The sequence below is a fragment of the Kamptonema sp. PCC 6506 genome, assembly GCF_000180455.1.
Taxonomy (GTDB): domain Bacteria; phylum Cyanobacteriota; class Cyanobacteriia; order Cyanobacteriales; family Microcoleaceae; genus Kamptonema; species Kamptonema formosum.
Genome location: NZ_CACA01000316.1, coordinates 1 through 13,835, shown reverse-complemented (window position 1 = coordinate 13,835; position 13,835 = coordinate 1). Strand labels below are relative to the sequence as shown.

8 protein-coding genes are annotated in these 13,835 nt (G+C 42.1%); 7 read left to right on the top strand and 1 reads right to left on the bottom strand.

Annotated elements, in window-relative coordinates:
* Positions 1 to 8 precede the first annotated feature (8 nt).
* Positions 9 to 866: a dihydropteroate synthase gene (folP, locus tag OSCI_RS20220; RefSeq protein WP_026103785.1), complete on the top strand. Its 858-nt coding sequence runs from the start codon at positions 9 to 11 to the stop codon at positions 864 to 866.
* Between the two features lie 110 nt (positions 867 to 976).
* Here folP and OSCI_RS20215 read toward each other — a convergent pair whose 3' ends face one another.
* Complete coding sequence (locus OSCI_RS20215; protein WP_007356979.1) at positions 977 to 1,762, bottom strand: SPFH domain-containing protein; 786 nt, start codon at positions 1,760 to 1,762, stop codon at positions 977 to 979.
* A gap of 729 nt (positions 1,763 to 2,491) precedes the next feature.
* Here OSCI_RS20215 and OSCI_RS20210 point away from each other — a divergent pair.
* The 6 genes from OSCI_RS20210 to OSCI_RS20185 all read left to right on the top strand — a co-directional run bounded on the left by OSCI_RS20210 (position 2,492) and on the right by OSCI_RS20185 (position 13,750).
* Positions 2,492 to 6,145 carry an NB-ARC domain-containing protein gene (locus OSCI_RS20210; RefSeq protein ID WP_007356978.1) on the top strand — a complete coding sequence of 1,218 codons (3,654 nt, stop codon included), beginning with the start codon at positions 2,492 to 2,494 and terminating at the stop codon, positions 6,143 to 6,145.
* 500 nt (positions 6,146 to 6,645) lie between these two features.
* A complete protein-coding gene (locus OSCI_RS20205; RefSeq protein ID WP_007356977.1) occupies positions 6,646 to 8,436 on the top strand; it encodes a two-component system response regulator in 1,791 nt (596 codons plus the stop codon).
* A 147-nt stretch (positions 8,437 to 8,583) separates the two neighbouring features.
* Positions 8,584 to 11,892: a response regulator gene (locus OSCI_RS20200; RefSeq protein WP_007356976.1), complete on the top strand. Its 3,309-nt coding sequence runs from the start codon at positions 8,584 to 8,586 to the stop codon at positions 11,890 to 11,892.
* 26 nt (positions 11,893 to 11,918) lie between these two features.
* On the top strand, positions 11,919 to 12,389 hold the full coding sequence (locus tag OSCI_RS20195) for a response regulator (RefSeq protein ID WP_007356975.1): 471 nt from the start codon (positions 11,919 to 11,921) through the stop codon (positions 12,387 to 12,389).
* Between the two features lie 100 nt (positions 12,390 to 12,489).
* The gene (locus OSCI_RS20190; protein ID WP_007356974.1) at positions 12,490 to 13,131 is read left to right on the top strand and encodes an LON peptidase substrate-binding domain-containing protein; all 642 of its coding nucleotides are present in this window, start codon (positions 12,490 to 12,492) and stop codon (positions 13,129 to 13,131) included.
* A 187-nt stretch (positions 13,132 to 13,318) separates the two neighbouring features.
* Positions 13,319 to 13,750: a hypothetical protein gene (locus OSCI_RS20185; RefSeq protein WP_007356973.1), complete on the top strand. Its 432-nt coding sequence runs from the start codon at positions 13,319 to 13,321 to the stop codon at positions 13,748 to 13,750.
* The last annotated feature ends 85 nt before the right edge of the window (positions 13,751 to 13,835 follow it).

The window sequence follows — 13,835 nt, the reverse complement described above, 5'->3', positions numbered from 1 at the left end:
TATAACTAATGACTAACCCAAAATTGACAATTAGAAGTAAATCTTTTGAGTGGTATAAACGCACTTATATCATGGGAGTGCTGAATGTCACCCCTGATAGTTTTAGCGATGGCGGTCAATTTAACACCCTAGAATCTGCCACAGCACAAGCTCAGAAAATGGTAGAAAATGGTGTTGATATTATCGACATTGGCGGCCAATCAACTCGGCCGGGGGCTTCTGAAATTACCCTAGAAGAAGAACTAAATCGAGTTATTCCCTTAGTAGAAATCTTGCGCTCTAGGGAAAATATTTGCGCTACAGTGCCGATTTCTGTTGATACAACACGCGCCGCTGTTGCCAAAGCTGCGATCGAGGCCGGCGCTGATATAATTAATGATATTTCCGCTGCTACTTTTGACTTAGAAATGTTGCCAACGGCTGCAAAATTGGGAGTTCCAATTATATTAATGCACATTCGAGGTACGCCGCAGACAATGCAACAATTAATAGATTATCAAGATTTAATTGGGGAAATTTATCAGTTTTTAGAGGGTCGAGTTGCAGCAGCAATTGCCGCCGGAATTAATAAACTTAATATCATTATAGACCCTGGAATTGGTTTTGCCAAGAGTTATAACCAAAACTTAAAAATATTACGGGAGTTACCAACGTTTCAGTATTTAGGTTGTCCGATTTTAGTTGGTGTATCTCGCAAAAGCTTTATCGGTCATATTTTAAACCAACCTGACCCTCAACAGAGAATCTGGGGGACAGCGGCGGCTTGTACAAGTGCGATCGCGCGTGGCGCTGATATTCTCAGAGTTCATGACGTTAAAGAAATGCGCGACGTTTGTCAAGTTGCTGATGCTATATTTAGAAGGTAAAAATTAAAAAAGCGCCGCAGCTACGCCAGCCGTAGGCATCGCCCTCCTTAAAGATGATTATTTAAGTAAGTAAATCCTTCTTCCTTCTTCCTTCTTCCTTCTTCTTATTTTTAAGTATTATTCTCTGACTCTCCCATCAACCCACTAATAGCCTCTGATAACGCTTTGGGGTCCATAAAAATTATTTTTGAATTGGCACTTTCACTCAATTTGCTATTGGCTTCTACATACGTTTGAGCAATCAAAAATTTTCTAAACTCTTCACTATTCGGCTCTAAATTTAAAGCTGTAGCAAGACGTTCAATAGATGCCGCTTTACCCTCAGCTTTAGTAATCATAGCTTGTTTTTCGCTCTCCGCAGCCCGTTCCAACTCCATCGATTCCCGGACAACTTTAGGAGGAGTAATACTTTGAATTTCAACGCGGATAATCTTTACACCCCAATTCGCCGTAGCCTGATCCAATTTACTTAGCAAGTTTTTACTAATGATATCAGTTCGAGAAAGAGTCTGCTTCATTTCCCATTGCCCAATTTCAGAGCGAAGGGTAGTTAAAACCATATTCCCAATTGCCGCCTCAATATCTTGGACTTCATAATAAGCTTTCCTCAAAGTCAAAATCCGCCAATATAGTACGGCATCTACTTCTAGAGCTACATTATCTTTAGTAATAGTCGGTTGAGGTTCTACATCTAAAACCCGTTCCCGCGTTGTATCTACGTAAACGACCTTTTCTATCAACGGAATGATAAAATTGAGTCCAGATTTGATTGTTCGCTTGTATTGGCCCAAACGTTCGACTAAACCTTCCTCACCTCCGCTGATCACTCTCACAGACGAATTTACAGCGTAGCCGATGATAATCGCGGTGAGAATAGCCAGGATATACTGACTCATTTTTAGTTTCCTGCTCAGCTTTATTAGGAATTGATAAAGATTACTATTTAACTTTAGCTCAGCTTTGTCACATCATTCATAATTAGGACTAACGGAGATCGCTTTGTAGGTCGCAGTCTCGGCAGTAAAGTTACCTCTGAGACTACGCCTTTACAAACAATATCTGCGCCCGTCCTCACAAAATTAGAAGTTTTGCGAAGCTCTGAGGTAATACCTAAGATATTAAGGTTTGTAAAGTTTGGTTAAAACTCAGCTTTTAGCCATAATAATGATATTTTAGATACAGAATTAGAATTCCGTGGCAGCACTGGGGTAGTCTTCAGTCAGTCTACTCCAGTTTATTTCCCAAATAATTTGATTTTTGACTATAGGGTTGGGAATCAAAAAAACTCGTCATATAATGTACTTAAACGCATTCATAGTCATACTCTTACGTGAGTGCAACAAATACCAGCACCTATTTCTATTCATACTCTAGGACTTACGCATTTATCTACGCAATTGTGTGATTGCGAGCCAAGCACAGAACAATTGCAGGCACGCGCAAACTCGAAGCATTAGTCCTATAATCATAGTTTTACTCCAACAATATTTTGGGATGTAGTTTTGTCAGAGTTTCAAACTTTGGCTACAAAGTAAAGAAATCCAAAAATTGAGCGAATCTCACAAAGGTTGTATCAGGAAGCGGGGAAAATTTGGCTATCCCAAATCTAACATCTACTAAGAGCTGTGAAATCAACACAAACTTCTAAATCTAAGCGCCATCGCGGTTATATTCTCACTCCTGCGGGAGCGAAGAAGCTACAAAACCGGATTAGCGAATTAGAGGCTAAAACTGGTGTCACCTATAACCCCTCAAAAATTTCGGAACAGTCGCAATTAATTAGCGCTCAAGGTTTGCATTTAACGACAGTCAGAAAAATTTTGCGAGGGACAAGCGGCACAGATGAAAGTTCTCTACGCCTCGTTTTCCAGGTGTTAGGGATTGAAATGGCAGCACAGGATTACACGCAGCCGGGAATTGAAGAGGTAGTTGCTTTTGTGGGTGATGGTAACAGTAGACAATGCCAAGATGATTGGGGAGAAGCAATTGATGTTTCCCTATTTTATGGTAGAGAATCAGAACTAGAAAGCCTTATACAGTGGATAAAAAATGATAATTGCCGATTAGTGATGCTATTAGGAATGGGAGGGATTGGCAAAACAGCACTCTCAGTAAAATTAGGAGAAAAACTTCAAGATCATTTTGACTTTTTAATCTGGCGCTCGCTCCATAATGCTCCACCTTTAGAAGAACTCCTCCCCCAAATCATCCAATTCCTTTCTCAACAGCAAGAAACAGCAGCAAATTTACCCAAAACAATTAGCGGTCAAATTTCCCGGCTATGCCATTATCTGCGCGAACAGCGTTGCTTGCTAATTATTGATAATTTAGAAACACTTTTAAAATCAGGTTCTCCAGCCGGGAGATATCGCGAAGGCTATCAAGATTATGGCGAATTATTTAGACAGATAGCAGAAATTTCTCACCAAAGTTGCCTAGTATTAACCAGTCGAGAAAAACCCCAGGGCATTGCTTCTATAGAAGGCGAATCTTTGCCAGTTCGCTCTTGGCATTTAAAAGGTTTATCCGACTCGGAAGCCGAAAAAATTTTTATAGCTAAAGGCGTACAGAGTAACACGATTCAAGTCAGCATATTGACTGAATTATATCAGGGAAATCCATTAGCCTTAAAAATTGTCGCTACTTCTATTCAGGAATTATTTGTCGGTAATATTGCCGAATTTCTGACTCAAGGTACGACAGTTTTTAACGGCATTCGCAGTCTTTTAGAACAGCAGTTTGAACGTTTGTCTCCTTTAGAACAGCAAATTCTTTACTGGTTAGCAATTAACCGAGAACCTGTGAATTTTGCCAAACTTCGCGCTGATATTGTCCCCCTGGTATCGGTGGGAAGACTTTTAGAAACTTTAGAATTTATCGGTTGGCGTTCTCTAATCGAAACTCAGACAGCTAGATCGGGTCAACTTTTGACTTTACAACCTGCGGTGATGGAATATGTAAGCAACCGCTTCTCTGAGCAAGTTTGTACAGAAATTCGTGCCGTTGCTGAGTCAGGAAAACTCTGCAATCTTAACTTGTTTAAGCATCATGCTTTAATCAAAGCTGAATCTCAAGAGTTTATCCGTTCTTCCCAAGTGAATTCGATTCTCCAGCCGATAATTGACGAATTATTAACGAGTTTTGGCACGCGGGAAAATTTGATTTCTGCTCTGACAATTATTCTTTCCTATTTGCATTCTGATTCTTTATCAACTCCCGGCTATACCGCTGGTAATTTACTCAATTTACTTGTGAATTTACAAGCGGATTTAAGTGCGATTGATTTTTCTGGCTTGACGATTTGGCAAGCTTACCTGCAAGGGGTGAATTTGCGCCGAGTTAACTTTGAAAAAGCAAATTTAGGGAAGTCAGTTTTTAGCGAAACTTTTGCTAATATTTACAGCGTTGCTTTCAGTCCAGATGGAGGAAAGATTGCGACGGGACACGCAGATGGAGAGGTGCGTTTGTGGCAAGTTGAAGATGGGAAACTGTTGTTTCGATCGCTAGGCCATACCGGTGCAGTTTGGTCTTTAAGCTTTTCCCCCGATGGCGAAACCTTGGCTTCCGGTAGCTTTGACTGGACAATTCGACTGTGGGCCCTGCCAAATGGAGAATTGCGCCAAACTTTGCAAGGTCATGGAGATTGGGTATGGGCGATCGCATTTAACCCAGACGGTCAATTGTTGGCTAGTTGTAGTAGCGATCGCACGATCAAACTCTGGGATATCAACGGAAACTGCATCAAAACTCTAGAGGGACACACCGATAGCATCAATGCCATTGCCTTCAACCCCGACGGCAAAACCTTCGCCACAGGTAGTAACGATCGAACTATCAGAATTTGGCGAGTTGATACATTTGAGTGTCACCAAATTCTCCAAGGTAGCGATAGTCAAATTTCCGCGATCGCCTTTAGTCCTGATGGCGATATCCTTGCCACCTGCGACACTCAAACCATCAAACTCTGGGATGTCAAAACTGGAGAATGTCGTCACACCATTGCCAACAACCTAACTTTTGTTTGGTCTATCGTCTTTAGTCCCGATGGTCAAACCTTCATCGGAGGTGATGGCAAAGTTATCAAATTTTGGCATATTGAAACTGGAGAATGTTGGCAAACTCTCTCAGGATTTAGCAGTCAAGTTTGGTCAGTAGCGTTCAGTACCGATGGGCAAATTATTGCCGCCAGCGACAAGCAAAGCTTGCGTTTATGGCAAGTAGGTGAAAAAGATGATGTCGCTGAGTTTCACACTATCCAAAGTTATACAAATTCAGTTTGGTCGGTTGCCATTAGCCAGAATTTAGCACCAGGCGCGATCCCTAATGCCAGCCTAGCGATCGCCTGTGGCGGCGCAAGCGGAACAGTAACTCTGTGGGACATAGAAACCCACCAATGTCTCAAAACCCTCCACCGCCACCAGAAATCAGTTCGCAGCGTAGCATTTAGTCCCAACGGCGAAACCCTAGCTAGCGCAGGGGAAGACAAAACAATTTGGCTTTGGGAAGTAAATACTGGTCGGGTAAAAACGCCCCTTTTGGGACATACAGGTTGCGTTTGGTCAGTAGCCTTTAGTCCCGATGGTAGGATTTTAGCTAGCGGAAGTAGCGATCGCACAATTCGGCTGTGGGATATCAACACCAGCCGCACTCTAAAAATTCTCTCAGACCATGAAAGTTGGGTTTTATCCGTAACCTTTGACCCCAATGGCAAGTTTTTGGCCAGTAGCAGCGCCGACCAAACAATTCGACTTTGGGATATCAACACTGGTGAATGTCTAAAAACCCTGTTCGGACATCAAGGTTTAATTTGGTCAGTCACCTTCGATCGCGATGGGAAAACCCTAGCCAGCGCTAGCGAAGATACCACCATCAAAGTTTGGGATATCGAAACTGGGGAATGCCAGCAAACCTTAGAAGGACATAAGAGTTTAGTGTGGTCGATCGCCTCTAGTCCTGACGGTAAACTACTCGCAAGCACTAGCGCTGACCAAACAGTAAGAATTTGGGACAGCCTTACGGGTCAATGCGTCAAGGTATTAGAGAGTCACGGTAGCAACCTTTGGTCTGTGGCCTTCGCCAAAAACAGTAAAACTCTCGCCAGTGGTAGCAATGATGAAACTGTAAAGGTTTGGGATGTGGAAACGGGAGAATGCTTGGATACGCTGAGGCCCGAAAGGATTTATGAAGGGATGAATATTACCGGAGTTACGGGACTGACAGAAGCTCAAAAGGCGACGTTGAAAGCCTTGGGGGCTAGGGAAGAAGGGGCTAGGGGCTAGGGGCTAGGGAAGAGGGGGAAGATGGGAATAGAATTAGCGAGTTTAGTGAAACTCAGAACGTCTTAGCTGCCAAGAAGGTTGCTATAGAACTTACGCAGGATTCACGTTACACCGCCCAGAAAGGCGGTGACTTTACCACACAGAGGGCGATCGTACTGCGATCGCGTATAATCTCAATTCTTGAAACTAGAACTACAGATAATCACTATTTAAATTTTGCACGATCGTATAATATGAGATTTTATATGTAGTTAGCATTTAAAGAATTGGGATAAGTCCTGAAGTTAATTTAATCATCCCCCCTCTGTCTCTCTCCCCCTGTACCCCTCTCCCCCTCCCCCCCTCCCCCCATTTCCCTTAACTTCTCCTTAAAATCACTATCTTCTCCCCAAAATTCTTTGTGCCATTCAAAAATATAGTTATCGATCTAGCGGTCATAACAAATGAACTGACCAAATTAGTGAACAGTGAAATCATCTACGCAGAAGGCATAAGCAGCCATGAACGAGAATAAAAATTACCTCAAATCGGTAGAAATCCTGATCGTTGATGACTCGCCAGCCAACTTGCGCTTACTTTCTTCATTACTAATACAGCAGGGTTACAACGTTCGCAAAGCTATTAGCGGACAAGCAGCATTAAGAGCCGCAGAAGTAGTAATTCCCGATTTAATCTTATTAGATGCTATCATGCCACACATGGATGGATATGAGGTTTGTCAGCGATTGAAGTCAAATCCAAAAACAGCACAAATACCTGTGATATTCTTGAGTTTTTTGACTGAAAATGAAGAAAGAGTAAAAGCATTTAAATTTGGATGTTGTGATTATATTAATAAACCCTTCAGTTTAGATGAAATCCTGATAAAAATTGAAAAACAACTAAATTTGAAGGCAGCAAGAGAGGAAATTATGCAAATGAATGCTGAATTTAAACAAGAAGCAAAAGAATATCAAATCCAGCTAGAAGTTGCCAATGCCAAACTAAAAATGGCATTGCGCGATCGGCTCACCAACTTGCCAAACCGAGCATCATTTATTGAGTCTCTAGAAACAGCTATAAATCGTGCAAAAATAGATTCAGACTATCGATTTTTCGTGCTATCTCTCGACTGCGATCGCTTTAAAATCATCAATAATTCTCTCGGCTATCACATCGGAGACGAACTGCTAACCGCCGTTGCCCGCCGCTTAGAAGCTGATTTAAGTCCCGATGACATTTTTGCACGGTTAGGAGATGACGAATTCGCTATTTTACTCCCCGATAGACAAGATATCAGCACTGCCACAAAAGTTGCTAGCGAAATCATAAAAAAACTTACTTTTCCCTTTCACTTGCAAGGATATGAAGTATTTGTCAGCGCCAGCATTGGCATTGCTTCAGGCAGCAGAGAATATAGTCAGCCAGAACATATCCTGCGAGATGCCGATAGCGCCTTAAACCGCGCCAAAGAAAAGGGAAAAGCCCGCTATCAAATTTTTGATAGCACTATGCGCGAGAAAGCTTCCCAATTTTTACAGTTAGAAACAGACCTGCGAAAAGCCATCATCAAAAAAGAATTTTGCGTACACTACCAACCAATTATTGACCTTAAAACTGGAAAAATTGCGGGAGTAGAAGCACTGCTGCGTTGGCAGCATCCCACCAGAGGTTTAATTTATCCAGCAGACTTCATTCCCATAGCAGAAGAAACAGGTTTAATTACTCCGATTGGCAATTGGGTATTAGGAGAATCTTGTCGTCAGTTACGCCTATGGCAAATAGCAGGAATTGCCGGAGAGTCCTTCAGCGTCAGCGTCAATTTTTCAGCACACCAATTTGCCCAAGCAGACTTAATTGAGCAAATTGATGCAATTCTCGCCGAAACACAACTTAACCCTCAGTGCTTAAAACTCGAAATTACTGAAAGTGCCATCATAGAAAACACCCAATCGGCTGCACTCATTATCCAACAATTAAGAGCAAGGCAAATTCAGTTAAGCCTCGATGATTTTGGCATGGGATATTCTTCTCTGAGTTATCTCAACTCATTTCCTGTCAATACTCTGAAAGTTGACAAATCCTTTGTGCAACGCTTAGACGGTAATTCAGAAAATTTAGGACTGGTTCCAGCAATTATGTGTATTGCCAGGACAATGGGAATGAACGTAATCGCTGAAGGCATAGAAACGACTCAACAACTAGACCAACTCAGAAATTTAAACTGCCACTTCAGCCAAGGATATTTATTTTCTAGACCTTTGGAGGCGCAAAAAGTAGTAGAGTTGATTGCTTCTGCTCCTCAGTGGTGAAAGATCGAGGTATTTCTATGATGGGGAACTAACGAAAGATTTTTCCTTGAATAACCTACCAAAGTCTTATAAACTTGTACATATAGCGAAGTTGAGGTGCTCGTCAAATAGGTTTAGATAAGTTCTATGAAGCAATGAATAGCCACCATGAACAGCTTACCTAACGATTGTGTCACAGCCTCTATCTTGATTGTAGACGACATGGTGGATAACCTCCGGCTGCTTTCTGATTTGCTGACAGAACAAGGCTATAAAGTTCGAGGCGTATCCAAAGGTACAATGGCTCTCAAGGCAGCGAAGTCATTTTCCCCTGACTTAATTTTGCTGGATATTATGATGCCAGAGATGGATGGCTATGAGGTTTGCCAACACCTGAAAGCTGCGGAAAATACTTGCGATATCCCGATTATTTTTATCAGTGCTTTGAACGATGCGGCAGATCAACTCAAAGCTTTTGCTGTGGGAGGCGTAGATTATATCACAAAACCCTTTCGCATAGAAGAAATTCTTGCCAGAGTTAAGAACCATTTGCGACTGCGCGAGTTGCAAAAAAAACTGGCACAGCAAAATGAGCGCCTGGAGAAGGAAATTTGGGATCGTCAATTATTAGAAGATAAACTTCGCTCTTCAGAGGCGGCAATTCGGGTGTTTTTTGAAGCGATGAATGACATCGTATTACTGATTGACGCTGAGGATTTTAGTATCAAAGTTGCCCCTACAAATTCTACTAGATTTTACCCAGATGATACCGACATTCTCGGTCAAACTATAGAACAATTTTTTGGAGAAAATGCCGAGATTTTTCAGAGTCAAATCCGGTTGGCTTTAGATACACAACAAATTGTTAACTTTGAGTATAGTTTACTAACAAGCCAGGGCGAAGTTTGGTTTATTGCCAGTATTACCCCCACATCAGAAAATACAGTAGCTTGGGTGGGTCGAGATATTAGCGATCGCAAACAGGTAGAAGCAGCGCTGCGCCAAAGTGAAGAAAGATTTAGGAGTTTAGTAGATAATATTCCCGGTGCTATCTACCGCTGCATTTTTAACTCTGATGTCAGAGTGGAATTTTTCAGCGATGCTGTTGAGGAAATAGTTGGCTATCAAGCGAGCGAATTTATTCACGATCGAGTGCGGAGTTGGACAAGTATTGTCCATCCTCAAGATCGAGAAATGGTTAAATTAACCATCCAAAAATCTCTGGAAATTAGACACCCTTTCGTACTAGAATATAGAGTAATTAATGCCAATGGTAGTATCCGCTGGGTTTATGACAAAGGTCAAGGCTGTTTTGCCCAAGACGGGAGTTTATTATGGATAGATGGGGCAATATTTGATATCAGCGATCGCAAACAGCAGGAAGAAACTCTGCAACGCCGAGCTAAAATTGATAGCCTACTTAGTAATATTTCTCGTACTTTTCTAGACCAGGATATCGATACGGCGATTAATTTTACCTTAAGAGTAATGGGGGAATATACAGCTAGCGATCGCAGTTACATCATCCGCTACTCTGAAAGCCAAAATCAAATGAACAATACCTATGAGTGGTGTGCTGAAGGTATTGTACCACTGATTGGCGATTTGCAGGCAGTTTCAACCCAGAGTTTTACTTGGTTTTATCAACAGCTAATCAGTGCCAAAGTAGTTAAAATCCCTCGGCTTTCAGACTTACCCCCTGAAGCTAACGCAGAGAAAGCAGCACTTGAACGCCAATGCGTCCAATCAACCGTTAATGTTGCTTTAATGGAATCAGGCAACTTAGTAGGATTCATTGGTTTAAATACCGTGAAATCTTCCCGAAATTGGAGTTCGGAAGAGATCGGTCTTCTAAAAATAGTAGGAGAAATTGTTGCTATTAGTCTGGCTCGTCATGAAGCCGAAGTTGCCCAGGAAAAAGCGGCAAAAGCTGCCTTTGCTGCTAGCAAATCGAAAAGCGAATTTCTCGCTAATATGAGTCACGAACTCCGCACTCCCCTCACCGCCATTCTTGGTCTTTCTGAAGCCTTACGAGATGAAGTTTTCGGCCCTTTAACTGCCAAACAACACCAAAAACTAGCAACTATTGAGCAGAGCGGTCAACATTTGCTAGAACTGATTAATGATGTTCTCGATTTATCAAAAATTGAATCGGGCAAGATGGAATTGCACTTAAGTAATACTGACATTCAAGGATTATGCGATGCCAGCCTAGCCTTTGTCCGACAACAAGCTCACCAAAAACAAATTAAACTCAGCGCTCACGTTCCTCCCAGAATTGGTAAAGTCAAAATTGATGAACGGCGGATGCGACAACTCCTGATTAATTTACTCAGCAATGCCGTCAAATTTACCCCAGAAAGCGGTGCAGTTTGGATAGAAGTTAAAGGAGATTTAGAACATGAAACTTTGCAGTTTATCGTCGCTGATACAGGCATTGGAATTGCGCCAGAAAACATCGGTAAACTCTTTCAACCTTTTGTGCAAGTAGATAGTTCTTTTACTCGCCGCTATGCAGGTACAGGTTTAGGATTAGCTTTAGTCCGCCAAGTGATAGAATTGCACGGAGGTAGCGTTTCCCTAGAAAGCGAATTAGGTAGCGGCAGCCGTTTTACAGTTTCTCTCCCCTGGAAGCAAGAAGTTAAAAAAAGTGCGGCTCCGATGACGATTGCCGCTCATAAATCTTTGAATATTAATCAAGTTTTGATTGTAGAAGATTCTGCGCCTGCTGCCGAACAAATTGCCCATTACTTAGCAGAACTAGGTATTAACAATTCTGCGATTTATTCCTTGGGAACAGGGATAGTACAAGAAGCGATCCAAATTAACCCAGATGCGATTATTTTAGATTTGCAACTACCAGATCGCTCTGGTTGGGATGTGTTAGCACAACTCAAAGCGGAACCGCGTACCCAGAATATTCCTATTTTGATTGTTTCTGTGGCTGACGAACCTGTACGATCGCCAGCAGCAAGTGTATATGAGTATTTAGTCAAACCTTTTTCCCGGCATCAGTTTCAGTTGGCTTTACGCAAGTTAGCTCCTGCTCCCCAACAGCTTGAAAAAACGGCTATGATGTCAGAATCAAAGTCATTACCTTTGATTTTACTGGCAGAGGACAATGAGGCAAATATCTCTACAATAGTGGAATATTTGGAAGCTGTCGGCTACCGAGTAGCAACTGCCCTTAACGGAGTAGAAGCAATACAGATGGCAAGAGAGTTAAAACCGAATTTAGTGCTAATGGATATCCAGATGCCAGCAATGGATGGTTTAGAAGCAACCCGTCAACTGCGAGCCGATGTAGAATTTGTTCAATTGCCAATTATTGCTCTGACTTCCCTCGCCATGCCTGGAGATAGGGAAAAATGTTTAGAAGTGGGAGTAAATGAGTATCTAGCAAAACCCGTAAGCTTGAAAAAGCTTGTAGAGGCGATCGCCTTTCAGCTCGATCGATGTCAGACTTTAATCCTCTAAAATTAATTCTGGAGTATTGTATATATATGCAAGATAAACAAACTTTGAATAGCGATCGCAAACTGAACTTATTAGTGATCGACGACGAAGAAAGCATATTTGAAGTCATCGAAGGATTGCTCTATCGCGAGGGATATAATTTCACCTATGTAGGTAGCGGCAAAGAAGCCTTAAATCGTATAGATGAGATTCAACCCGATGTCATGTTGTTGGATGTGATGATGCCAGAGATAGACGGGATCGAAACTTGCCAGCTAATTAAATCTAATCACCGGTGGTGTCACATTCCGATTATTATGGTGACAGCACTGAGTTCCAAAGAAGATTTAGCTCGCTCTCTTGAAGCTGGTGCCGATGATTTTTTGTCGAAACCGATTAACAGTATAGAACTAAGAGCTCGCGTTCGCTCAATGTTGCGGATCAAGCTACAGTACGACGCTTTAGCTGCAACACAAAGGCTGAGAACTCTGAATTTATTCAGTGCCTTTGTCAATTAACTGGGTAAACTGCGAACGGATCGAAGTCTGACTACCCCGCGATCGCCCAAATCGGTTAAAGTTAAGAAAATAACCGCAAACATCGTTATTTAAAGGGACAATGGCATCCTCTTCCTCTGTAGCAGTTCGCGAACTCCCCCTATTTCCGCTACCGGAGGTGGTTCTATTCCCCAGTAGACCACTCCCACTGCAAATTTTCGAGTTTCGCTACCGAATTATGATGAATACGATTCTGGAGAGCGATCGCCGTTTTGGGGTACTCATGTGGGACCCCAACCAAAACAAAGTAGCTGCCGTTGGTTGCTGCGCTGAAGTAATTCACTGTCAGCGTCTCCCTGACGATCGCATGAAAATCATGACTTTAGGCCAGCAGCGCTTCCGAGTGATCGAAGCAGTCCGAGAAAAACCCTATTTAGTGGGTTTAGTCGAATGGATAGAAGATTATCCCCCAGAAAAAGACCTTAGACCCCTAGCCAGGGAAGTTGAACAATTGCTACGGGATGTAGTTCGACTATCTGGCAAATTGATGGATCAAGCTATTGAATTACCAGAAGATATTCCTAGTCTACCTACTGAATTATCCCACTGGGTTGCTAGCAATCTTTACGGCGTAGCAACAGAGCAACAAGGTTTATTAGAAATGCAAGATACCGCAGCTAGACTCGAACGCGAGGCGGAAATTTTGACTTCTACTCGCAATCAATTAGCAGCTCGAACAGTCCTTAAAGATACATTGAAATGACATTGTTAAATGCTAATTACTAATTGCTAATTGCTAATTGCTAATTGCTAATTGCTAATTGCTAATTGCTAATTGCTAATTGGGGAAAAAATTTCCCCCTCTCCCAATCTTCCTTCTTCCTTCTTCCTTCTTCCTTCTTCCTTCTTCCTTCTGCTATACTGTAGAATTATCAAAACAGATAAAAATTATGCGCTTTAAAACTTTTACTAATGTTGTCATTTCTTGCCTAATAGGAATTTTAACTTGGCTGTGGGTTCCCCCCGCTTTAGCGTTGACACAAATTAAGCTATCCGACATTTCTTATCACGACTGTCCCCCAGAAATGGCAGAAGGAACAGTCACCAGCGGTTCTAGCATGGCCGCTAACTGCTTTCTAGTAACAGGCAAAGCCTCAAACACCTCTGGCAAAACAGTATTTGATGCCGACATTTTCGGCCGCATCTACGATGCTCAAGGTAATTCCGTCATGCAAAACCGTACTAGAATAGGTTCTATTGAAGAAGTTCCCCCAGGAGTTAGCGATTTTGAAATCCGTATCTCTGTTGCTGCCAATCAACCAACTCCTTTAGAACTCAAGCAATTTAAAGCAACTGGTTTTACAGGTAAAGTGCGGCGCTAAGTGAATCCACCTAATTAAACATAAGATAAGGATGGCTAAAAAGCTGACTGTATAAACATTCTTCCTTCTCTCCTAGATAACTAAA

Coding starts and splice junctions, on each gene's coding strand:
- folP (WP_026103785.1), top strand. CDS start 9: ATGACTAACCCAAAATTGACAATTAGAAGTAAATCTTTTGAGTGGTAT.
- OSCI_RS20215 (WP_007356979.1), bottom strand. CDS start 1,762: ATGAGTCAGTATATCCTGGCTATTCTCACCGCGATTATCATCGGCTAC.
- OSCI_RS20205 (WP_007356977.1), top strand. CDS start 6,646: ATGAACGAGAATAAAAATTACCTCAAATCGGTAGAAATCCTGATCGTT.
- OSCI_RS20200 (WP_007356976.1), top strand. CDS start 8,584: ATGAACAGCTTACCTAACGATTGTGTCACAGCCTCTATCTTGATTGTA.
- OSCI_RS20195 (WP_007356975.1), top strand. CDS start 11,919: ATGCAAGATAAACAAACTTTGAATAGCGATCGCAAACTGAACTTATTA.
- OSCI_RS20190 (WP_007356974.1), top strand. CDS start 12,490: ATGGCATCCTCTTCCTCTGTAGCAGTTCGCGAACTCCCCCTATTTCCG.
- OSCI_RS20185 (WP_007356973.1), top strand. CDS start 13,319: ATGCGCTTTAAAACTTTTACTAATGTTGTCATTTCTTGCCTAATAGGA.